We start from the raw sequence: 20,692 nt of genomic DNA on the forward strand, positions 1-20,692 counted from the left end.
CCGGAGAAATGCAATTCATCACCCAGGTAAGGCTTACCTAAGCTGCGGAAACGGCTCCGGTGTGTCCGCGCAGCCCGGCGAACGCGGCGGCCGCCGCCACCGCGAAGACCGCCAGGACGGCGGCCATCGGCAGTGCCGACCCGTCGCCCAATCCCACCAGCGGGGCGGCGAGCGCGCCGAGCGCGAACTGCAGGACGCCCAGCAGCGCCGAGGCGCTCCCGGCGATCTGCGGGGGCTGGCCCGCCAGCGCGAGCGCCCCGGCGCCCGGCAGCACGAAGCCAGCACCGCACATCATCACGAACAGCGAGGCGACCAGGACGGGGAGCGGGAGGTCGAACAGGGCGGTGACGGTCAGCGCGCCCGCCCCGGCCACGTAGGCGAACAGGCCGATCACGACCAGCCGCGCGGGCGCCACCCTGCGCCCGGCGAGCCGGCCGCCGATCTGGGCGGTGACCGTCAGGCCGATCGCGTTGAGCGCGAACACCAGCGAGAAGGTCCGCGGCGAGGCGCCGTACACCTCCTGGAGGACGAACGGCGAGCCGGAGATGTAGGCGAACATGCCGCCGAACCCCAGGCCGGCGGCGAGCGCGCTGGCCATGAAGGGCCTGCTGCGCAGCAGCCCCCCGAAGGTGGCCAGGGTCCTGCGCAGGCCGCCGGCCTCGCGCCGGTCCGCGGGGAGCGTCTCCCGCACGCCGGAGAGCGCGGCGGTCAGCAGCACGAGCCCGCCGGCGCTCAGCACGACGAAGATCCCGCGCCAGGAGGTGTGGGAGAGCAGTTCCGCGCCGAGGATCGGGGCCAGGATCGGCGCGAGCCCGCTGACGAGCATGAGGGTGGCGAAGATGCGCGCGATGGCGGCGCCCTCGTAGAGGTCGCGGACGACCGCGCGGACGATCACCAGCGCGGCGCCGCCCGCGATCCCCTGGAGCAGGCGGAACCCGATCAGCCCGTAGACCGTCGGGGAGAACGCGCACAGCAGGGAGGCGGCGGCGTAGGCGACGATGCCGACCATCAGCGGGACCCGGCGCCCCCGCACGTCGCTGAGCGGGCCGGCGATGACCTGCCCCACGGAGACGCCGACGAGGCAGGCCGTCAGCGTGAGCTGCACCTGGGCCTGGCCGGTGCCCAGCTCCCCGGCGATGGCCGGGAAGGCGGGCAGGTACATGTCGATGGAGAGCGGGCCGATCGCCGAGAGCGCGCCCAGGACGAGCAGGAGCAGCGCCCGGCGGCGCCCGCCGGCCGAGACGCCGGGCTCCTCCGGCGGGCCCGCCGAACCGCCGGGCTCCCCCGGCGCCTCCGGTCTCTCCGGCGAAACGCCGGCTCTCTCCGGCGCAGTGTCGGCCGCGGTCATTCCGGTCCCCCATCCCTCGCAGGCCACAGAGCCCGTGAGGGCCGATGCTCCGTAACGGGAATAGGGGCCGCCGGTATTCCCTAAAGCGGGCTTTCCCGTATTTTTTCGAGAACGGCGGGTTCGGGCAGCACGATGACGGCGAAGGTGGCGAACTCCGGATCGGTCATCACCGCGACGAGGCCCCCCACCGTCTTCACCGGTTCGGCGAAGACCCTGCCGCCCAGCTCGCGGACCTTCGCCACGGCGGCGTCGGCGTCCGCGACCGCGAAGTAGGTCCGCCAGTGCGACGGCACCTCCGCCCGGACGTCCGCCCCGATGGCGGTCATCCCGGCGACGGGGCGGCCGTGCGCCCGCCACTGGGTGTACTCCACGCCGCCGACGCCCATGTCCCTGGCCTGCCAGCCGAAGACCTGCCGGTAGAAGGAGAGCGCGGCGGCCGTGTCCCGGGAGGACAGCTCGCACCAGGCGAACGCCCCCGGCTCCGCGACGAGTTCGACGCCGTGGTCCTCGCCCGGCTGCCAGACCGCGAGGAAGGCGCCCGACGGATCCGTGAAGGCGGCCATCACGCCCCTCTCCCGGACCTTCACCGGCTCCAGGACGACCTCTCCCCCGGCCGCGCGCACCCGCGCCATCGCGGCGGCGGCGTCGTCGACGGCCACGTAGGTGTTCCAGGCGGCGGGCGCGTCCCCGCCGAGGCTCGGGGTGATCCCGGCCACCAGCCTGCCGCTCATCCTGAACCGGCCGTACCCGCCCGGCTCCGGCCCGTCGTCGAACGCCGCCTCCCAGCCGAAGAGCTCCCGGTAGAACCCGACCGACAGGGAGACGTCGGTGCTGGAGAGCTCCACCCAGCACGGGACGCCGTGCTCGTGGCCGCTGCGCTCGGGCATCCGGCCTCCTCTCTGCCGCGACCGGAGACGGAGCCAGCGTGACATGCGCGGGCGAGGGCCCCTCGGGGACGGTCGGCGGACTTGGCGGGATCGGCCCGAAGGCTTTTACCGGACATGGCCCGGAGGCTTTTACCGGACCCGGGAGGCCCGGGCGGAAGGGCGCGAGCCGGACCGGCCCGGGGAGTCCCTAAACTCGTGGCCATGGACTCCCCAGCCGTCGAGATCACCGATCTGGTCAAGAGGTACGGCCGCACCACCGCGGTCGACGGCCTGACCCTCAGCGCCGCCCGCGGCGCGGTGACCGCGATCCTGGGCCCCAACGGCGCGGGCAAGACCTCCACCGTCGAGATCTGCGAGGGGTTCCGGCGGGCCGACGGCGGCACCGTGAACGTGCTCGGGCTCGACCCGTCCCGGCCGGAGCTCCGGGCCCGGGTGGGCGTGATGCTCCAGGCCGGCGGGGTGCCCCCGGCCATGCGCTGCGGGGAGTGGCTGCGGCTGATGGCCCGCTTCCACGCCAGCCCGCTCGATCCGGCCGCGCTGCTGGAGCGGCTCGGCATGACCGGGCACGCCCGCACGCCGTACCGGAGGCTCTCCGGCGGCCAGCAGCAGCGCGTCTCGCTGGCCGGAGCCGTCGTCGGCCGCCCCGAGCTGGTCTTCCTCGACGAGCCGACCGCCGGGCTGGACCCGCAGGCCCGGCACGCCTGCTGGGAGCTGGTGTGCGACCTGCGGGCCGCGGGGGTCTCCGTGGTGCTCACCACCCACCACATGGACGAGGCCGAGAAGCTCTCGGACCACGTGGTGATCATCGACCACGGCAGGGTGGTGGCCGAGGGCACGCCCGCCTCGCTCACCGGGGCCGAGCGGCAGCTGCGCTTCCGCGCCCGGCCGGGCCTCGCCCTGGACGAGCTGCTCACCGCGCTGCCCGCGGGGAGCGCGGCCAAGGAGTCCCCCGCGGGGCACTACATCATCGAGGGCCAGGTCGGCCCCGAGCTGCTGGCGACCGTGACGGCCTGGTGCGCGGCCGAGGGCGTCACGGCCGACGACCTCAGCATCGAGCGCCGCACCCTCGAAGACGTCTTCCTCGAACTGACCGGCCGGGAGCTGCGATGACCATGGTCGATGGAACGGCCGGGCAGGACCTCACGCCGGCCCCGGGCGCCGCGCCGCTGCCGGCGATGGTGTTCGCCCAGGCGGGCGCGGAGATCCGGGCGATGCTCCGCAACGGCGAGCAGCTGCTGCTCACGATGATCATTCCAGTGCTGCTGCTCGTCGGCTTCTCCGCCGCGCCCCTGGTGAACGTGGGCGGCGGCCCGCGGATCGACTTCATGACCCCCGGCGTGCTCGCGCTGGCCGTGATGTCCACGGCCTTCACCGGGCAGGCCATCGCGACCGGCTTCGAGCGCCGGTACGGCGTGCTGAAGCGGCTGGGCGCCTCCCCGCTCTCCCGGAGCGGGCTGCTGCTGGCCAAGACGCTCGCGGTGGTCGCGGTCGAGGCCGTCCAGGTCGCGGTCATCAGCGGGGTGGCGCTCGCGCTGGGCTGGCGGCCCGGCGGCTCCCCGTTCGCGGCGCTCGCGCTGGTCCTGCTCGGCACCGCCGCCTTCAGCGGGATGGGCCTGCTGATGGCGGGCACGCTCCGGGCGGAGGCCACGCTGGCCGGGGCGAACCTGGTCTACCTGCTCATGCTCGGCTGCGGCGGGGTCGTCTTCCCGCTGGCGGCGTTCCCCGACTCGGTGGAGCCGGTGCTGGAGCTGCTGCCGATCTCCGCGCTGTCCGGCGGGCTCCGGGCCGTCCTGGCCGACGGCGGCGGGACGCCGCTCGCCGCCCTGGCGGTCCTGGGCGCCTGGGCCGCGGGCTCGCTGCTGCTGGCCTCCCGGACGTTCCGCTGGGAGTGATCCCGATCACGCCGCAGGGCCGGTGAAGATCTCCTATCATCCCCCGGGTGATCATTACCGGAACGCGGCCCGCGGCCGCTCCGGCGGAACGGCACACGGGGCGGAATCTCTGGCCGTACGCGGCCATGGGGATCATCGCAACGGTCGTCGCCGTCGCCGGCTCATCGGCGGCCTCGCTCTCCTCGGACGAGCTGGCCACCCACAGCGCGGCCCGGCGGGGCCTGGGCGGGTTGTGGGAGCTCGCGCAGCACATCGACGGGCACTTCCTGCCCTACTACGGGTTCATGCACCTGTGGCTGCAGTTCGGCCAGGCCGAGTGGTGGATGCGGCTGCCCTCGGCCCTGGCGACCGGCGCGGCGGCGATGCTCGTGGCGGCCCTCGGCCGCCGCCTGCACTCCCTGCCCGCCGGGCTGCTGGCCGCCGCGGTCTACGCCGCCCTGCCCGCGGTCTCCTACCACGGGCAGAACGCCCGCTCCTACGCCTTCGCCGCCGCGGCGGCGGTCCTGGCCACGTGGGCGCTGCACCGCGCGGTCGCCGAGCCCGCCCGCCGGGGCCGGTGGGCGGGTTACGCGGCGGCCGTCGCGCTGCTCGGCTCCACCCAGGTGTTCTCGCTGCTCACGCTCTCGGCCCACCTGATCGTCGTGGCGATGTCCGGCAGGGGCGTGCTGGTGCGGACCCTGCCCGCCATGGCCGCGGGCTGCGTCCCCGGCGCCGTGTGGCTGGCGATCGGGTTCGCCGAGCGGCACGCGATCAGCTGGATCAAGCTGCCGGAGCCCTCGGTGTTCCTGGCGCTGCCCAAGATGGTCGGGGGGACCCCCGCGGCGGGCTGGGTCCTGGCGGGGACCGCGCTCCTCGCCCTGCTCCTGCGGGCGCTGCCCGCCCCGGGGGCCCGGGAGGGCCGGCGCACGCCCCGCTCCGGGGAGAGAGCGCGCGCCTCCTGGCCCTGGCTCGCGGCCCTGGCGGGCTGGGCCCTGCTCCCGCCCGTGCTGCTGTTCGCCGTCTCCCACCTGGTCTCCCCGGTCTACGTCGACCGGTACCTGTTCGCGACCGTGCCCGCGTACGCGCTGCTGGCCGGTATCGCCCTCGCCTCGCTCCCCCGCGCCGCCGCGGCGCTCGCGCTGGCGGGCGCCGTCGCCGCGGCGGTCCCCGGGCAGCTGGACGTCCGCAAGCCGGACGGGCGCCACGAGAACTTCCCCCGGGCGGTGCGGCTCGTCGAGCAGCAGGCGCGGCCCGGCGACGCGATCGTCTACGGACGCTCCTCCCTCCGGGAGGGGTTCCTGTACTACGACGGCGGCGCGCTCCCCGACGACGTGCTCCTGACCGGGCCCGATCCCCTCCCCGAGTCCTTCCACTATCCGGAGCGGGACGACGTCGCCGCCGCCGTCGAGGGCCGTGAACGGGTCTGGGTCGTCTGGCGCGGGGGCAGCGAGGCCGCGGCCGGCGTCGAACGGGTCTCCGCGCTGGTCGAGGCGGGTTTCACCCGGACCAAGGCGTGGCGCACCGGGCGGGTGCCCGGCATGACCGTCGCCCTGTACGGCAGGGAGCCGGAACGCAGCGGGTGACCCCGCCGGACAGGGAGGCGCGTGACGGGACGGGCCGTCCCGCATCGCGGACGGCCCTCCGGGAGGGAGCGCGCCCCCTGTAAGGTGTATGACGCCGTTTGGGGAATGTCTGCACGACCGTGCCGTCGCCTCTCGGCACGGCGCCCGGACGACCGCGGCGGGCACCAGACCGGCCAGCCCGGCAGCACGGCCAGACCAGCAGCACGGCCCGATCCTCAGGAGGAATCCCGTGACCGCCGACGCCCTGACGGGGTCCGCCGAGCCGTACCGTCGGGGCCTGCCCCGGACGGGGGCGCTGTTCCGGGCTGCCTCCGACGCCGTCCCCCCGTCCGGTCTGGTCCTGCTGGCCATCCTGTCGGTGCAGATCGGCGCGGGCTTCGCCAAGGAGCTGTTCGCGCAGTTGCCGCCGAGCGCGGTGGTGTTCCTGCGGATCGCGATGGGCGCGCTGGTCCTGGGCGTGGTCGCCCGGCCCCGGCTGAAGGGGCTGACCCGGGCGGACCTGGGGGTGGGCGCCGCGTTCGGCGCGACGCTCGGCCTGATGAACCTGTCGTTCTACGAGGCCCTGGCCCGGCTGCCCATGGGGATCGCGGTGGCGATCGAGTTCCTCGGCCCGCTCGGCGTGGCGGTGGCCGCCTCGCGGCGGCGGCTGGACCTGCTCTGGGTGGCGCTGGCCGGCTCCGGCATCGCGCTGCTGGCGCCCTGGGGCCGGGCGACCGGCCTCAGCTGGGCGGGGATCGGCTTCGCACTGGTCGCCGGGGCCTGCTGGGCGGCGTACATCCTGCTCTCGGCGGCCGTGGGGCAGCGCTTCCCCGGCACCGGGGGCGTCTCCTTCGCGATGGTCGTCGCCTGCCTGCTGGTCGCTCCCATCGGGATCGGCGCGGGCGGGAGCGACCTGCTCCACCCCGAGCTGCTCCTGATCGGCCTGGGCGTCGGGCTGCTCTCCTCGGCCATCCCGTACGCGATCGAGCTGGAGGCGCTGCGCAGGATGTCGAAGCGGGTCTTCGGCATCCTGATGAGCCTGGAGCCGGCGATGGCGGCGCTGGTCGGGCTGGTCGTCCTGGGCGAGGTGCTGAACGTGCGCGAGTGGGCCGCCATCGGCTGCGTGGTCATCGCCAGCGTGGGCGCGACCCGCAGCACCGGCTGACCGCCGCGGCCGCGCGTCGCCGCCCGGCGGCCCGCGCCTACTCCGGGCCGTCGGCCCAGATGCCCCGGACCTGCCGGATGTGGTCGCGCATGAGGCGTTCGCAGCCGCCGGTGTCCCCGGCGGAGAGCAGGTCGAGCAGGTCGAGGTGCTCTCGGGCGGAGTCGGCCAGGACTCCCCGCTCGCGCAGCGCCGCCAGGCCGTACAGCCGGGCCCGGTTGCGCAGGTCGCGCACCACCTCGACCAGGTGGGCGTTGCCGCCCAGCGCCAGCAGGGCCAGGTGGAAGCGGAGGTCGGCGTCCACGTAGGCGAGCAGGTCGCCCTCCTCGGCCGCCTCGACGATCCGGCGGGCGAGCGGGCGCAGCTCCTCGAAGCTCTCCGCGCGGGAGGCGTCCGCCAGCCGCGCCACCGTGGGGACCTCGACGAGCCTGCGGATCTCGGTGAGCTCGTCCAGATCGCGTCCGGACAGTTCGGTGACCCGGAAGCCCTTGTTCCTGACCGCCTCCACCAGGCCCTCCTTGGCCAGGTCGAGCATCGCCTCGCGGACCGGTGTGGCCGAGACGCCGAACTGGGCGGCCAGCACCGGCGCGGAGTAGACCACGCCGGAACGCATCTCCCCGGTGACCAGAGCCGCCCGCAGCGCGTCGGCCACCTGCTCCCGCAGGCTCTGCCGCTCGCCCACGGCCGGCAGGTCGAGCCGGTCGGGTGCCGAAGGAGCCATTCCAGCGCCTCTCATCTCGCTCGTCGTCGCCCTCGCGGGCGGCGGCCATTGTCTCAGACCCCGCCGTCCCGGACCCCGCCCAGGTAGGCCGCCACGACCCGGGCGTCCTCGCGCAGCCCGGCGGCGGGGCCGTCGAGCACGCACGCCCCGTTCTCGATCACGTACCCGCGGTGCGCGATGCGCAGGGCGGCGACCGCGTTCTGCTCGACGAGCAGGACCGAGACGCCCTCGGCGTTGACGTCCGCGACGAGTTTCATGACCGAGGCGACCACCAGCGGGGCCAGGCCCATGGAGGGCTCGTCGAGCAGCAGCAGCCGGGGGCCGGTGACCAGCGCCCGGCCGATGGCGAGCATCTGCTGCTCACCGCCGGACAGGGTGCCGCCCTGCTGACCGCGCCGTTCGGCCAGGCGGGGCAGGAGGGCGTAGACGCGCTCGATCCGGCGGCGGAGCTCTGCCTGGTCGCGGACCAGGTGGCCGCCGAGCTGCAGGTTCTCGTGGACGGTGAGGGTGCTGAAGACCTTCCGGCCCTCGGGCACGTGCACCAGCCCGCGCTCGGTGATCCGGTGCGGCCGCTCCCGGGTGATGTCGGAGCCCTCGAAGAGGATCGCGCCGCCGCTGGGCCGGAGCAGGCCGGAGACCGCCGAGAGCGCGGTGGTCTTGCCCGCGCCGTTGTTGCCGAGCAGCGCGACGACCTCCCCCGGCGCGACGGTGAGGGACAGGCCGCGCAGGGCGTGCACACCGCCGTAGTGCACGTCGAGCCCGCGGATCTCAAGCATCCGGCGCACCTCCCAGGTAGGCCTCGATGACGGCGGGGTCGCGCCGGACCTCCTCGGGGCGGCCGTCGGCGATCTCCCGGCCGAAGTTGAGCACGACCACGCGCTCGGAGACCTCCATGACCAGGCCCATGTCGTGCTCAATGAGCACGACGGCGACGCCGAGCGCCTGGATCCGCCGGAGCAGGTCCAGCATCCCGGCCTTCTCTCCGTGGTTGAGCCCGGCGGCCGGCTCGTCCAGCAGGAGCAGGGCGGGGCGCCGGGCCAGCGCTCTGGCGATCTCGGTACGGCGCTGCTCGCCGTAGGGCAGGGCGCGAGCGGGGCCGTGCCGGTCGCCGCGCAGGCCGACGAAGTCCAGCCAGTGGTGGGCCTGCTCGGTGCACTCGCGCTCGGAGCGGCGGTAGCGGGGGGTGTGCAGGAGCGCGTCGAACGCGCTCTGCCGCAACCACAGGTGGGCTCCGGCGCGCACGTTGTCGAGGACCGAGAGCTCCCCGAACAGGCGCAGGTTCTGGAAGGTCCGTGCGACGCCCAGCGCCGCGACGGCGGACGGCCGGAGCCCGCGCAGGTCCCTGCCGCGCAGCGCGATCCGCCCGGAGGAGGGCCGGTAGAACCCGGTGACGCAGTTGAAGGCCGAGGTCTTGCCCGCGCCGTTGGGCCCGATGATCGAGACGATCTCCCCTTCGCGCACGGAGAAGCTCAGCCCGTCGACGGCCAGCAGCCCGCCGAAGGACAGGCGCAGGTCCTCCACGCTCAGCAGGGTCACTTGAGGGCCTCCTTGGAGCGGGCGGGCCACAGCCCCTGCGGGCGCAGGAGCATGACCGCGATGAGCAGGATCCCGAACAGCAGGAAGCGGTGGTCGGCGAGGTCGCGGAGGACCTCGGGGAGAAGGCTGATCACGACGGCGCCGACCACGACGCCGGGGACGGAGCCCATGCCGCCCAGGACCACGGCCATCAGGACCAGCGCCGACTGCAGGAAGGTGAAGCTGGCCGGGGAGATCGCCGACAGGTGCGCGGCGAACAGCACTCCGGCCAGCCCGCCCCAGACCGCCCCGGCGATGTAGGCGGCGAGCTTGACCCGGTAGGTGTGCACGCCCATGGCCTCGGCGGCGTCCTCGTCCTCCCGGACGAACCGCCAGGCCCGGCCGAGGCGGGAGCGGCCCAGCCGGGCCGCGCCCAGGACGGCCAGGGAGACGACGGCCACGGTCAGGTAGTAGAAGGCGACCGGGTCGCCGGCCAGGGGCGGGATGCCGTAGACGCCCGACGGTCCGCCGGTGACGTCCAGGTTGTTGGCGGTGATCCGGATGATCTCGCCGAAGCCGAGGGTGACGATGGCGAGGTAGTCGCTGCGCAGCCGCAGGGTCGGCGCGCCGACGACGACCCCGGCGACCACGGTGACCACCAGGACCGCGGGCACCGTGGCGAGCAGCGGCAGGTCGAACCGGGTGGACAGCACGCCGCCGGTGTAGGCGCCGACGGCGAAGAAGGCCGCGTAGCCCAGGTCGAGCAGGCCGCAGTAGCCGACCACGATGTTCAGCCCGGCGGCGAGCATCACGAAGATCGCCGCGCTGGTCATGACGGAGAGCGCGTACGGCGTGGCGTTCACGAAGGGCGCCAGCAGCGCGACGAGCAGGCCCGCGAGCCCGGCCCACCGGTTCGCCAGCAGCCGCGACGCCCGCGTCGGCGGCCGGGAGACGCCCCGCAGGCGGACCTTCCGCGCGCCCGTGCGGTCCCCGTCCGGCGGTTCGGGGCCCGCGGGGTCCCGGCCGGTGGTCACGGGCTCCGGGCGGGGCTCCGGGGTGGGGCCCTTCACACCCGCTCCGTGACGCGCTCGCCGAGCAGGCCGGTGGGCCGCACGGTCAGGAAGAGGATCAGCACGCCGAAGGCGAAGACGTCGCGCCATTGCCCGCCCAGCCAGAACGTGCCGAACGACTCCAGCAGCCCGAGCAGCAGCCCGCCGAGCATGGTGCCGGGAACGTTGCCGATCCCGCCGATGACCGCCGCGGTGAACGCCTTGAGCCCGATGAGGAAGCCCATCAGGAAGTCGATCTTCCCGTAGTAGGCCCCGGCCATCACCCCGGCGGCCCCGGCCAGGGCCGAGCCGAGGAAGAACGTCCGGGAGATCACCGCGTTGACGTCGACGCCCATGAGCGCGCTGGTGCGCGGGTCCAGCGCGATGGCCCGCATGGCCCGGCCCTCGCGGGTCCGGGTGACCAGCAGGTTCAGCCCGGCCATGAGCGCCACGGCCACCGCGACCAGCACCAGCTGCTGGAGGGTCAGCCGGGCGCCGAGCACCTCCAGCGGGGTGCCGCCGAGCCGTACCGGGTAGACCCGGGGGTCGGCCCCGGCGGCGGCGCGCATGCCGTACTCCAGGGCGAAGGAGGCGCCGACGGCGGTGATCAGCAGGGAGAGGCGGGGCGCTCCGCGCAGCGGCCGGTAGGCGACGCGTTCCAGGACCACCCCGGCCAGGCCGGTGACCGCCATGGTCGCCAGGAGTACGGCGAGCAGCACCGGCAGGGCCATCGAGGACGAGACGCCGCCGACGGCGCCGAGGACGGCGAACCCGGTGAAGGCGCCGAGCATGTACAGGTCGCCGTGGGCGAAGTTGAGCAGTTTGATGATCCCGTAGACCATGCTGTAGCCCAGCGCGACCAGGGCGTAGAACGAGCCGACGAACAGGCCGTTCCAGACGAGCTGCGTCATGCGGCCTCCCGCGCCGCGGGAACGCGGGAGGTCTCCGCCGGGCCGGCGGGAAGCACTGCCGGGCCAGCGGGAAGCACTGCCGGGCCGGCGGGAAGCACTGCCGGGCCGGCGGGAAGCACTGCCGGGCCGGCGGGAAGCACTGCCGGGCCGGCGGGAAGCACTGCCGGGCCGGCGGGGGGTGCTGCGGGGCTCACTGGAGGGAGTCCTGCAGGGTGAACGCGCCGTCCTTGACCACGAGGATCTGGAAGCCGCCGTTGGCCAGGGTGTGCTCGGGGGTGAACTTCAGCGGTCCGGAGAACATCGGGAAGCCGTCGACCGCCTCCAGCGCGGCGACGACCTTGGCGCCGTCGGTCCCGCCCGCCTTGGTGATCGCCTCGGCGGCCAGCCGTACCGCGTCGTAGGACTGGTTGGAGTAGGGGCCGGGGTCGGCGTTGTACTTCTTCTTGTAGGCCGCGATCCAGTTCTCGGCCCCCTGGAGGGTCTCCGGGGTCTGCGTCATGGTGGCGTAGACGCCCTCGGCGGCCTCGTTCCCGGCGATCTCGGCCAGCTTCGGCGAGACGGCGCCGTCGGCCACCATGACCGCTCCCTCGTACCCGGCCTGCCGGAGCTGGCGCGCGATCAGGCCGCCCTCCTGGAAGTAGCCGGTCCAGTAGACGAAGTCGGGTTTCTTCGCCAGCACGTTGGTGATGTTGGCGCTGTAGTCGCTCTCCTCGGGCGTGACCGCCTCGACGATCACGGCCTGGTCGCCGAGGAGCTGCTGGGCCCGGACCGCGATGTCCTTGGAGTAGCTGGTGTTGTCGTGCATCAGCGCGACGCTCTTCGCGCCCTGCTTGGCGATCCACTTCTGGGCGGCCGCGGCCTGCTGGGAGCCGGTCCCGTTGATCAGGAAGACGTGCTTGAGCTTCTGGTCGACCAGTTCCTGGGAGTTGGCCGCCGGGATGATCATGGGGATGTCCGCCTTGCCGAAGATGGGCAGGGTGGGCAGGGTCGCGCCGGAGCAGTACCCGCCCACCGAGACGTGCACGCCCTCGGTGACGAGCTTGCTGGCCGCGGCCGAGGCCGTCTGGGGGTCGCAGGCGTCGTCGGCGGTCTTCAGCTCCAGTTTGCGGCCGAGCACTCCGCCCTTGGCGTTGATCTCGTCGATCGCGAGCTGCGCCGCGTTGCTCATGTAGGGGCCGATCGCGGCCTCGCCGCCCGACTGCGGGACGAGCATGCCGAGCACGATCGGGCCGTCTCCGGTGGCGGCGTCGTCCCCGCCGCCGAGCAGTCCCTGGCCGCATCCGGCGAGAAGCAGGGCGAGGACGGCGAGCGCGGCGAGGGGTTTCAGGGGGGTGGCGCGCATGGGAGGCTCCTCACATATGGTGATGTGTGACATTGCACGTCGCGGAGGCGGTCCCGTCAAGGGCCCGGCCGGGCGGGATCGCGGGCGGGGGCCCGCCGCGGAACCGCCGCGGGATCACATCAGGAAGCCCTCGGGGAAGGGGTCGCGGGGGTCGAGGAAGTACTGGGCGGTGCCCGTCACCCACGCCCGGCCGGTGATCGCCGGGATGACCGCGGGCCGTCCGGCGACGGAGGTCTCCCCCACCACCCGGCCGGTGAACCGGGTGCCGATGAACGACTCGTTGACGAAGTCCGCGCCCGGAGCGAGCTCGCCCCGGGCGTGCAGCTGGGCCATCCGGGCGCTGGTGCCGGTGCCGCACGGGGAGCGGTCGAACCAACCGGGGTGGATGGCCATGGCGTGCCGGGAGTGCCGGGCGTGCGATCCCGGGGCGGCGAGGTAGACGTGGTGGCAGCCCCGGACCCGGTCGTCGAGCGGGTGCACCGGCTCGTCCGCCTCGTTGACCGCCTCCATGATCGCCAGCCCCGCGTCGAGGAGCCGCTGCCCGTGCGCGCGGTCGAACGGCAGGCCGAGGGCGTCCAGCTGCACGATCGCGTAGAAGTTGCCGCCGTAGGCCAGGTCGTAGACCACCTCGCCGATCCCCGGCACCTTGACCACCCGGTCCAGGCCGACGCTGAAGGAGGGCACGTTGGTGATGGTCACCTCGGCCGCGGCGCCGTCCTCGACCCGGACCTCGGCGACGACCAGTCCGGCCGGGGTGTCCAGGCGGACGGAGGTGACCGGCTCGGTCACCTCGACCATCCCCGTCTCCACCAGGACGGTGGCCACGCCGATGGTGCCGTGCCCGCACATCGGCAGGCAGCCGGAGACCTCGATGTAGAGCACGCCGTAGTCGGCGTCGGGCCGGGTGGGCGGCTGCAGGATCGCCCCGCTCATCGCCGCGTGGCCGCGCGGCTCGTACATGAGCAGGGTGCGGACGTGGTCCAGGTGCGTCATGAAGTGCTCGCGCCGCTCGGCCATGGTCGCGCCGGGCACGACGCCCACTCCCCCGGTGATCACCCGGGTGGGCATGCCCTCGGTGTGGGAGTCCACGGCGTGGAAGACCCGTTTCGTTCTCATCGACCCTCCTCGGGGACGGCGTTCGGTTCCGGGGCCCGGCCGGAGCGGCCCGGCGCCGGGGATGTCCTGCGGGTCCCCGCCGCGGCGGAACCCTCCTGCGCCCTAGCGGAGTCCCCGGGCCAGGGCCTGTCCGGTGGCGGTGCGGACGGCCGCCTCGTCCTGCGGCGTCAGCGGGAGCCGGGGCGGCCGGCACGGGCCGCCCCGGCGCCCGGCCAGGTCCATGGAGGCCTTGATGGCCTGCACGAACACGGTCCTGGAGTCCCAGCGCAGCAGCGGGTGGAGCGCCCGGTAGAGCGGGAGCGCGGTCGCCAGGTCCCCGGCGGTCGCGGCCCGGTAGAGCGCCACGCAGGACTCGGGCAGCGCGTTGGGGTAGCCCGCCACCCACCCCGCCGCCCCGGCCACGGCCAGCTCCAGCAGCACGTCGTCGGCGCCGGCCAGCAGGTCCAGGCCGGGGGCGAGCTCGGCCAGTTCGTAGGCCCTCCGGACGTCGCCGCTGAACTCCTTGACCGCCGCGATCAGGCCCTCGGCGTGCAGCCGCGCGAGCAGCGCGGGGGTGAGGTCCACCTTGGTGTCGACGGGGTTGTTGTAGGCCACCACCGGCAGGCCGGCCCGCGCCGCCTCGCGGTAGTGCTCGACCACGGTCCGCTCGTCGGCCCGGTAGGCGTTGGGCGGGAGCAGCATCACCGCGCGGCACCCGGCCTCGCGGGCCTGCTCGGCCCAGCGGCGGGCCTCCAGCGCGCCGTAGGCGGCGATCCCCGGCATGACCCGGTCCCCGCCGACGGCCGCCACCGCCACCCGGACCACCTCGGCCCGCTCCTCGGGCGACAGCGTCTGGTACTCGCCCAGCGAGCCGTTGGGGACCACGCCGTCGCAGCCGCTGTCCACCAGCCAGCGGCAGTGCTCGGCGTAGGCGTCGTAGTCGACGGAGAGGTCTCCGTCCAGCGGCAGCGCGGTCGCCACCATCACTCCGTGCCAGGGGTGCTCTCGGGTCGTCATCGCGGTGGTCCTTCCGGGGAGGGGGAGGCCGGGGGCGCGGAGCCTCCGGCCGGGGAGTCCGGGGCGAGCCCGGCGAGGTCGCCGAGGCGGACGGGCTGGGCGATCGTCCGCCGGGGCGCCGGAGGGCTCCCTCCCGGCCCGTCCGCCTCGCCGGCCAGGCACGAGACGGCGTAGCCGCACATCCGGCCCTGGCACCAGCCCATCCCCGCCCGGGAGAGCAGCTTGACCGAGCGCGCGTCGGAGGCCCCCAGCGCCCGCGCCTCGCGCACGGCGGCCAGCGGCACCTCCTCGCAGCGGCAGACCGGCGTCTCGTCGCGGAGCCACTCCTGCCAGCCGGGCCGTACGGGGTAGGACTCCCGCAGCGCCCGGGCGAACGCGGCCAGGCGGTCGCGCCGCCGGGACAGGGCGGGGTCGGGCGGGACCCGGCGGCCCAGGTCGGCGGCCGCCGAGCGGCCCGCCAGCCGGCCCTCGGCCTCGGCCAGTACGGCCCCGCCGACGCCGGTGGTCTCCCCGGCCGCGTAGACGCCGGGCACGCTGGTGCGCATGCCCGCGTCCACGGCGACGACGGGGCTCCCGTGACCTCCCTGACCGCCGTGGTCGCCGCGCAGGGCGCAGCCGAGCTGGACGGCCAGGTCGATCCGGGGGACGAAGCCGTATCCGGTGGCGAGGGTGTCGCACGCGACCGTGCGGGTGGCGAGCGGCCGCCAGTCGTGGTCCAGGTCCGCGATCGTGACGTGGGTCAGCCCGTGCTCGCCGTGCGCCTCGATCACCGCCTGGCGGCCCCGGTAGGGCACCCGGTGCCGGGCCAGGCGCAGACCGTACCCGAGCGCCTCGCCGGCCTTGCCCGCGGCGAGGAGCGGGTGCCTGGCGAGGCCGAACCGGCCGGCGGCCTCGTGCACGCCGAGCACGTGCGCGCCCGCGGCGGCCAGGCCCGCGGCGACCGGGAGCAGGAAGGGGCCGGTCCCGGCGACCACGACCCTGCGGCCCGCGACGACGAGGTCGCCTTTGAGCAGCGCCTGGGCGCCCCCGGCGGTGAGCACGCCCGGCAGGTCCCAGCCGGGGAACGGCAGCGGCAGGTCGTACGCGCCGGTGGCGATGAGCAGCCTGCGCGCGGTGACCGTGCGGGGCCGCTCCTCCCGGTCGCCCTCCAGGCACCGTACGGTCACCGTCCCGTCCGCCTCCTCGCGTCCGGCGGTCCAGACGCGGTGGCCGGTCAGTACGTCGGCCCGCGCGGCGAGGCCCTCGCACTGCCGGGTGAACCGGTCGAGGCCTCCGGGGGCGTGGTGGAGCGCACCGGGCCGGGCCGCGCGGAACCCCGCCGGGAGGCGGCGGAAGTACTGCCCGCCGAGACGCGGGGCGGCGTCGACGAGGACCACGGCGAGTCCGGCGAGCGAGGCGGTCAGCGCCCCGGCCACCCCGGCGGGCCCGCCGCCGATCACCGCGAGGTCGTACTCCGGGGTCATCTCCGGTCCTCCCGTTCCCCGCCGCCGCCATCCCCGCCGCCGCCATCCCCGCCACCGTCAGCCCCGACACCGCCGCCCCCGCCACCGTCAGCCCCGACGGCACCGGCGCCGCCCGCGGTGTCGTCGTCGCCGGTCGTCACCCGGTCCCCGGCCCGGGCCTCGATCTGGCAGGCCCGCAGGGACGGGACGCCGTTGACCGTGACCAGGCAGTCGAAGCAGACGCCGATGCCGCAGAACAGCCCGCGCGGGCGGCCGCCGTGCCGGGTGGTGCGCCAGGAGCGGACGCCCGCGCCGTACAGGGCGGCGCCGATGCTCTGGCCGGGGACGACCGGGACGGCGGCGCCGTCCACCGTGATCTCGAACGCCGGCTCGGGGCGGGCCCGCACCAGCCGGTGGGCGCGGCTCGCGGCCGTCCCGTCCCCGTCTCCGGGCGCCGCCGCGCCGGTCACCGGCGTTCCCCCTCGAAGCGGTCCGGGCGGAAGGGGGTCAGGTCCAGGTCGGTCCGGAGGCCGGTCAGGGCCTGGGCGAGCAGGTGGCCGGTGGCCGGGGCCAGGCCGATGCCCGCCCCCTCGTGGCCGCAGGCGTGGTAGAGGCCGGGGGCCCGGGGGTCCTCGCCGATCACCGGGAGGTGGTCGGGGCAGTAGGGGCGGAAGCCGCAGTAGGCGCGGATCACCCGGCGCCGCGCCAGGGCGGGGAAGAGGGCGACGGCCTGCGCGGCGAGCCTGCCCAGCACCGCCGGCGGGACGGTCCGGTCGAAGCCGGCCCGCTCGCGGCTGGCGCCGATGAGCACCGGGCCCGCCGGGGTGCCCTCCACCACGGCGGAGGTCTCCAGCCCGGCGGAGTCGCTCGCCACGGCGGTGACGTAGGCGGCGGTGTAGACCTTGTGCCTGATCAGCGGCTTCTCCAGCGGCTCGGTGACCAGGATGAATCCGCGCCGGGGCAGCACGGGCACGTGCGTCCCGGCCAGCGCGGCGACCTCGCCGCCCCAGGTCCCGGCGGCGTTGACGACGGCTCCGGCGGGGATGTCGCCGCGGTCGGTCCTGACACCGGTGACGCGGCCGCCGTCGCGGGTGAACCCGGTGACGGTGACGCCGGTGCGCAGCGTCAGGGCGCTCCGGCCGAATCTCTCGGCACCCCCGCGGATCAGCCGTGCGGCGGCCAGCGCGGGCTGGACCTGGGCGTCCTGCGGGTAGAACACGCCTCCGGCGAGCCCTCCGGCCAGGTGGGGCTCGTAGTCGCGCAGCCGGTCCGGCGCGACCACGGTGGACTCGACGGCGCCTCCGGAGGCGCTCCCGGCGCCCTGCCGGGCGGCCAGGCCGGCGAGGGCCTCCATCGCCTGCGCCGTCTCGGCCACCACCAGGCCGCCCTTGGCCTCGAACTCGAACCCGCCGCCCGCCCGGGCGGGCCCCCGGAGCCCCCCGGGCCGCGCGCCGCCGGGAGCGCGCCGGGCGCCCTCCCCGTCTCCGGAGGCCGCCAGCTCGCGCCAGAGCCGGTTGGAGAGCAGGGCGAGCCCGAGCTCCGGGCCGGGCTCCTTGTCGGAGACGAGAATGTTGCCCTCGCCCGCGCCGGTCGTGCCGCCCGCCACCGGCCCGCGGTCCACGACCGCCACGTCGAGCCCGGCGCGCGCCGCGTAGTAGGCGCACGCGGCCCCGACGATCCCGGCCCCGATGACGACGACGTCCGGCACGGCTCACCTCCCTCCGCGGCTCCCCTGTAAAATGTCACATACCTCTGAGGGGATCAATAGGGTGCCCGGGTCGGCGGCGGGACCACCGCCCCGGCCACCTACGATGTGAGCCGTGAATCAGCTCCTGGACCCGATCCGCCGGCCCGTCGCGCCCCTGTTCCGGACCGTGTGGTCCCCGACGGCGGCCACCATGCGGTGGTGGGCCCTGATCGCGGTGGCCGTCAACGCCGGGATCACGGTGACGGGCGCGGTGGTCCGGGTGACCGGCTCGGGGCTCGGCTGCCCCACCTGGCCCCGGTGCACCCCCGACAGCTTCGTCCCGGCGGCCCACGACGGGATCTCACCGCTCAACACCGCGATCGAGTTCGGCAACCGGCTGCTGACCTTCCTGGTGCTGGTCGTCGCGCTGGCCTGCCTCGCCGCCGCGCTGCGGCTGCCGGAGCGCCGCCGCGACCTGGTCCGCCTGGCCTGGCTGCAGCCGGTCGGCGTGGCCGTGCAGGCCCTGTGGGGCGGCGTGGTGGTGCACAGCGCGCTCAACCCGGTCACGGTGAACGTGCACTTCCTGTTCTCCATCGGCATGATCGCCGCCGCCTGCGCGCTGTACGCCCGGGCCGGGGAGGGCGACGCGCCGGCGCAGCGCCTGGTCCACCGCGACATCCGCACGCTCGGGTACGTCCTGGTCGGCGCGGTGCTCCTGCTGATCCTCGCGGGCATGGTGGTGACCGGCACCGGGCCGCACTCCGGCGACGAGATGGCCTCCCGGTTCGACTTCGACATCGAGACCGTGGCCAGGATCCACGCCGACGTCGCCTACCTGGTGGTCGGGCTGACGTTCGCGCTGCTGTTCGCGCTGCACGTGACCGACGTGCGGGGCGGGGCCCGGCGGGCGGCGCTGACGCTGCTCGCCGTGGAACTGGCCCAGGGCGTCATCGGCTACGTCCAGTACTTCCTGGCCGTGCCCGCCTTCCTGGTCGGCCTGCACGTCCTCGGCTCGACGCTGGTGTGGATCTGCACGCTCCGGGTGGCGTTCGCGATGCGGGTCCGGGGCCCGCTCGGCGTCCCGGCCGGCGACGCGGCCGGGCTCGGCGCGGTCCCGGTGTAGCGGACGGAACGGCGGAGCCGATGCCCCTGCCCCTGCCCCTCAAGAAGGTCCTCTCGCGCGAGGTCCTCCTCTCCCGCGCGGTCCTGCGCCGCGCCTACCAGGTGGCCGTGCTGCTGAGCGTGCTGGCGGTCACCCCGCTCACCTGGGCCTGGCTGTCGAGCTCCGGGCACCGCACGGTCGCCGGCGCCTCCCCCGGCTGGGTGTCCGGCGTTCCGGAGGCCCCGGTGGCGCTGGTGCTCGGCGCGGGCGTGCGCGGCGCCCACCCCTCCCCCATGCTCGCGAGCCGGCTGGACATCTCCGCCGAGCTGTACCGGGCGGGCAAGGTGCGGGCGATCCTGCTCTCGGGCGACAACGGCCGCAGGGACTACGACGAACCGACCGTGATGCGGGACTACCTGGTCGTGCGCGGCGTGCCCGCCCGGGCGCTCGTCCTGGACTACGCGGGCTTCGACACCTGGGACTCGTGCGTACGGGCCCGCGACGTGTTCGGAGCCACCAGGGTGACCCTGGTCACCCAGGTCTTCCACCTGCCCAGGGCGGTCGCGCTCTGCCGTACGGCGGGACTGGAGACCCACGGCGTCGGCGACGACTCCACCCGGCGGTGGGCCGGCACCACCTACGTCTACGCGGCCCGCGAGTTCTTCGCCTCGGCGAAGGGCTTCCTGGACGCCGTGGTGCTCGACTCCACCCCCGTCTTCCCCGGGCCCCGGGAGACGACCCTGGAGGCCGCGCTCCGGCCGGAGGGCTGACCCGGGCCTCAGCCGGGGACGACGCCCCGTCCCGGGGCCGGGAAGCTGCGGCGGGCCTCGGCCATGCAGCTCAGCAGCGCGTGCTGCTCGTCGTTGAACGTGCGCTCGTCGATCACGCGGCGGGCGGCCCGCTCGTGCAGCAGGCCGAGCTCGGTGGCGGCCAGCTGGTAGTCGCTCATCGCCCGCAGACCGGGCCGCCCGCCGTGCGTCCTGGCCCACTGCCGGGCCTGCCGCCGCCCGGGCAGCGAGGAGAGCATGTGCACGTCGTACGGGGCGACGAGGCCGGTGGGCTGGTAGGCGGGCAGATAGCTCTGGATCAGGCCGACGATGCGCCTGCGGTCGCGGACGACGACCATGATCAGCACGACCAGCACGGCCATCAGCAGCAGGTAGGCCAGGGCCAGCCCGGCGAAGCCGAGGTAGGAGGCGAAGCCGTTCCAGATGCCGTGCAGCAGCATCGCGCCGATCCAGCCCGCCGCGATGACGCCGGCCCGGCCGGGACCGTGCCGCTGCGCCGCGTAGGCCACCGCGACGCCGATCATCGAGGTGAACAGCGGGTGCGCGAACGGGGAGAGGATGCCCCGGATCACGACGGTCACCGCCAGTCCCTGCGCCCCCGTCTCGTCGAGGGCGGCCACGTAGTAGCTGACGTTCTCGCTCATCGCGAAGCCGAGGCCGACCATGCTGGCGTAGATGACGCCGTCGGTGGGGCCGTCCAGCTCCGCCCGCCTGAACCTCAGCAGGCCCAGCAGGACCAGCCCCTTCATCGTCTCCTCCACCACCGGGGCGCCGAAGGTCGCGGTGAGGTTGCGCGCGTCGGCGTACTCGATCGCGGCGGCCTGGCCGATGTACAGCAGGTTGAGGGAGTTGATGACCCCCGCCACCAGGACGGCCACGCCCGCACCCCAGCCGAAGGCGAAGACCAGGTTGCTGCGGGGCTCGGGCTCCATGCGGTCCAGCGCGAGCACCGCCGCCAGCAGCACCGGGACCGGGGCCAGCGCCAGCGTCAGCGCGATGAAGAAGCGCACCGGGTCGCCGTTGAGCACGTCGAAGGAGAGCGACGCCAGCCCGCACAGCCCGGTCACGACGAGCCCTGAGATCAGTGCGACGGACGGGCGGTCCCTGAACACCCATCGAGGATCACGGCTCGACATGGAGAAACCGTAACCGATCGCCGCCCCCGTGTCCCCGCCTGCCCGGGACGGAAAGAT

Annotated in this window: 20 protein-coding genes; 6 read left to right on the top strand and 14 right to left on the bottom strand. The window is 75.0% G+C overall.

What is annotated here, in order from left to right; all coding sequences use genetic code 11:
* Positions 1-37 precede the first annotated feature (37 nt).
* Both FHS22_RS13315 and FHS22_RS13320 read right to left on the bottom strand, forming a co-directional pair.
* A complete protein-coding gene (locus tag FHS22_RS13315) occupies positions 38-1,348 on the bottom strand; it encodes a multidrug effflux MFS transporter (protein WP_184941532.1) in 1,311 nt (436 codons plus the stop codon).
* 80 nt (positions 1,349-1,428) lie between these two features.
* Complete coding sequence (locus FHS22_RS13320; protein ID WP_184941534.1) at positions 1,429-2,235, bottom strand: VOC family protein; 807 nt, start codon at positions 2,233-2,235, stop codon at positions 1,429-1,431.
* A 201-nt stretch (positions 2,236-2,436) separates the two neighbouring features.
* Here FHS22_RS13320 and FHS22_RS13325 point away from each other — a divergent pair, with 201 nt between their 5' ends.
* The 4 genes from FHS22_RS13325 to FHS22_RS13340 all read left to right on the top strand — a co-directional run bounded on the left by FHS22_RS13325 (position 2,437) and on the right by FHS22_RS13340 (position 6,833).
* Positions 2,437-3,345 (top strand): ABC transporter ATP-binding protein, encoded by a 909-nt coding sequence (locus FHS22_RS13325; protein WP_184941536.1) that lies wholly within the window; start codon positions 2,437-2,439, stop codon positions 3,343-3,345.
* Positions 3,342-4,127 (top strand): ABC transporter permease, encoded by a 786-nt coding sequence (locus FHS22_RS13330; protein ID WP_221473589.1) that lies wholly within the window; start codon positions 3,342-3,344, stop codon positions 4,125-4,127. The genes FHS22_RS13325 and FHS22_RS13330 overlap by 4 nt, the downstream gene beginning before the upstream one ends.
* A gap of 125 nt (positions 4,128-4,252) precedes the next feature.
* Positions 4,253-5,689 (top strand): glycosyltransferase family 39 protein, encoded by a 1,437-nt coding sequence (locus FHS22_RS13335; protein ID WP_184941537.1) that lies wholly within the window; start codon positions 4,253-4,255, stop codon positions 5,687-5,689.
* A gap of 229 nt (positions 5,690-5,918) precedes the next feature.
* Positions 5,919-6,833, top strand: coding sequence for an EamA family transporter (locus FHS22_RS13340; protein WP_184941539.1), 915 nt, complete (start codon positions 5,919-5,921; stop codon positions 6,831-6,833).
* A 37-nt stretch (positions 6,834-6,870) separates the two neighbouring features.
* On the opposite strand, the gene FHS22_RS13345 is transcribed toward FHS22_RS13340, so the two are convergent.
* From FHS22_RS13345 to FHS22_RS13395, 11 genes are all read right to left on the bottom strand, one after another.
* Positions 6,871-7,551, bottom strand: a complete 681-nt coding sequence (locus FHS22_RS13345) for a GntR family transcriptional regulator (protein ID WP_184941541.1) — start codon at positions 7,549-7,551, stop codon at positions 6,871-6,873.
* Positions 7,552-7,604: 53 nt separating this feature from the next.
* Positions 7,605-8,327, bottom strand: a complete 723-nt coding sequence (locus FHS22_RS13350; RefSeq protein ID WP_184941542.1) for an ABC transporter ATP-binding protein — start codon at positions 8,325-8,327, stop codon at positions 7,605-7,607.
* Positions 8,320-9,087: an ABC transporter ATP-binding protein gene (locus tag FHS22_RS13355; RefSeq protein ID WP_184941544.1), complete on the bottom strand. Its 768-nt coding sequence runs from the start codon at positions 9,085-9,087 to the stop codon at positions 8,320-8,322. The genes FHS22_RS13350 and FHS22_RS13355 overlap by 8 nt, the downstream gene beginning before the upstream one ends.
* Entirely contained in the window at positions 9,084-10,136 is a 1,053-nt protein-coding gene (locus tag FHS22_RS13360) for a branched-chain amino acid ABC transporter permease (protein ID WP_338047737.1), read from the bottom strand. The genes FHS22_RS13355 and FHS22_RS13360 overlap by 4 nt, the downstream gene beginning before the upstream one ends.
* Entirely contained in the window at positions 10,133-11,026 is an 894-nt protein-coding gene (locus FHS22_RS13365; RefSeq protein ID WP_184941546.1) for a branched-chain amino acid ABC transporter permease, read from the bottom strand. The genes FHS22_RS13360 and FHS22_RS13365 overlap by 4 nt, the downstream gene beginning before the upstream one ends.
* Before the next feature lie 190 nt (positions 11,027-11,216).
* The gene (locus FHS22_RS13370; RefSeq protein ID WP_184941548.1) at positions 11,217-12,368 is read right to left on the bottom strand and encodes a branched-chain amino acid ABC transporter substrate-binding protein; all 1,152 of its coding nucleotides are present in this window, start codon (positions 12,366-12,368) and stop codon (positions 11,217-11,219) included.
* Between the two features lie 114 nt (positions 12,369-12,482).
* The gene (locus FHS22_RS13375; protein WP_184941550.1) at positions 12,483-13,484 is read right to left on the bottom strand and encodes a proline racemase family protein; all 1,002 of its coding nucleotides are present in this window, start codon (positions 13,482-13,484) and stop codon (positions 12,483-12,485) included.
* Positions 13,485-13,586: 102 nt separating this feature from the next.
* Positions 13,587-14,480, bottom strand: coding sequence for a dihydrodipicolinate synthase family protein (locus FHS22_RS13380; protein ID WP_184941551.1), 894 nt, complete (start codon positions 14,478-14,480; stop codon positions 13,587-13,589).
* On the bottom strand, positions 14,477-15,943 hold the full coding sequence (locus tag FHS22_RS13385; protein ID WP_184941553.1) for an NAD(P)/FAD-dependent oxidoreductase: 1,467 nt from the start codon (positions 15,941-15,943) through the stop codon (positions 14,477-14,479). The genes FHS22_RS13380 and FHS22_RS13385 overlap by 4 nt, the downstream gene beginning before the upstream one ends.
* Positions 15,940-16,392: a (2Fe-2S)-binding protein gene (locus FHS22_RS13390; protein ID WP_338047738.1), complete on the bottom strand. Its 453-nt coding sequence runs from the start codon at positions 16,390-16,392 to the stop codon at positions 15,940-15,942. Before FHS22_RS13390 ends, FHS22_RS13385 begins: the two co-directional genes overlap by 4 nt.
* Positions 16,389-17,630: an NAD(P)/FAD-dependent oxidoreductase gene (locus FHS22_RS13395; RefSeq protein ID WP_184941555.1), complete on the bottom strand. Its 1,242-nt coding sequence runs from the start codon at positions 17,628-17,630 to the stop codon at positions 16,389-16,391. The genes FHS22_RS13390 and FHS22_RS13395 overlap by 4 nt, the downstream gene beginning before the upstream one ends.
* Positions 17,631-17,742: 112 nt before the next feature.
* On the opposite strand from FHS22_RS13395, the gene FHS22_RS13400 reads away from it, so the two are divergent.
* Together FHS22_RS13400 and FHS22_RS13405 are read left to right on the top strand one after the other, a co-directional pair.
* Complete coding sequence (locus FHS22_RS13400; RefSeq protein WP_338047739.1) at positions 17,743-18,732, top strand: COX15/CtaA family protein; 990 nt, start codon at positions 17,743-17,745, stop codon at positions 18,730-18,732.
* A 20-nt stretch (positions 18,733-18,752) separates the two neighbouring features.
* Positions 18,753-19,481 carry a SanA/YdcF family protein gene (locus FHS22_RS13405; RefSeq protein ID WP_184941557.1) on the top strand — a complete coding sequence of 243 codons (729 nt, stop codon included), beginning with the start codon at positions 18,753-18,755 and terminating at the stop codon, positions 19,479-19,481.
* An 8-nt stretch (positions 19,482-19,489) separates the two neighbouring features.
* Here the strand turns inward: FHS22_RS13405 and FHS22_RS13410 are convergent, their stop codons facing one another.
* Positions 19,490-20,635 (bottom strand): PrsW family intramembrane metalloprotease, encoded by a 1,146-nt coding sequence (locus FHS22_RS13410; protein WP_260407905.1) that lies wholly within the window; start codon positions 20,633-20,635, stop codon positions 19,490-19,492.
* Between the last annotated feature and the right edge of the window lie 57 nt (positions 20,636-20,692).

This window comes from Thiemannella venezuelensis, from assembly GCF_014203605.1.
GTDB classification, from domain to species: domain Bacteria; phylum Actinomycetota; class Actinomycetes; order Streptosporangiales; family Streptosporangiaceae; genus Planomonospora_A; species Planomonospora_A venezuelensis.

Excerpts from the sequence above, each read along its gene's own strand:
- FHS22_RS13315 (WP_184941532.1), bottom strand. The coding sequence starts at position 1,348 with ATGACCGCGGCCGACACTGCGCCGGAGAGAGCCGGCGTTTCGCCGGAG.
- FHS22_RS13320 (WP_184941534.1), bottom strand. The coding sequence starts at position 2,235 with ATGCCCGAGCGCAGCGGCCACGAGCACGGCGTCCCGTGCTGGGTGGAG.
- FHS22_RS13325 (WP_184941536.1), top strand. The coding sequence starts at position 2,437 with ATGGACTCCCCAGCCGTCGAGATCACCGATCTGGTCAAGAGGTACGGC.
- FHS22_RS13330 (WP_221473589.1), top strand. The coding sequence starts at position 3,342 with ATGACCATGGTCGATGGAACGGCCGGGCAGGACCTCACGCCGGCCCCG.
- FHS22_RS13335 (WP_184941537.1), top strand. The coding sequence starts at position 4,253 with ATGGGGATCATCGCAACGGTCGTCGCCGTCGCCGGCTCATCGGCGGCC.
- FHS22_RS13345 (WP_184941541.1), bottom strand. The coding sequence starts at position 7,551 with ATGGCTCCTTCGGCACCCGACCGGCTCGACCTGCCGGCCGTGGGCGAG.
- FHS22_RS13350 (WP_184941542.1), bottom strand. The coding sequence starts at position 8,327 with ATGCTTGAGATCCGCGGGCTCGACGTGCACTACGGCGGTGTGCACGCC.
- FHS22_RS13365 (WP_184941546.1), bottom strand. The coding sequence starts at position 11,026 with ATGACGCAGCTCGTCTGGAACGGCCTGTTCGTCGGCTCGTTCTACGCC.
- FHS22_RS13370 (WP_184941548.1), bottom strand. The coding sequence starts at position 12,368 with ATGCGCGCCACCCCCCTGAAACCCCTCGCCGCGCTCGCCGTCCTCGCC.
- FHS22_RS13375 (WP_184941550.1), bottom strand. The coding sequence starts at position 13,484 with ATGAGAACGAAACGGGTCTTCCACGCCGTGGACTCCCACACCGAGGGC.
- FHS22_RS13380 (WP_184941551.1), bottom strand. The coding sequence starts at position 14,480 with ATGACGACCCGAGAGCACCCCTGGCACGGAGTGATGGTGGCGACCGCG.
- FHS22_RS13385 (WP_184941553.1), bottom strand. The coding sequence starts at position 15,943 with ATGACCCCGGAGTACGACCTCGCGGTGATCGGCGGCGGGCCCGCCGGG.
- FHS22_RS13405 (WP_184941557.1), top strand. The coding sequence starts at position 18,753 with ATGCCCCTGCCCCTGCCCCTCAAGAAGGTCCTCTCGCGCGAGGTCCTC.
- FHS22_RS13410 (WP_260407905.1), bottom strand. The coding sequence starts at position 20,635 with ATGTCGAGCCGTGATCCTCGATGGGTGTTCAGGGACCGCCCGTCCGTC.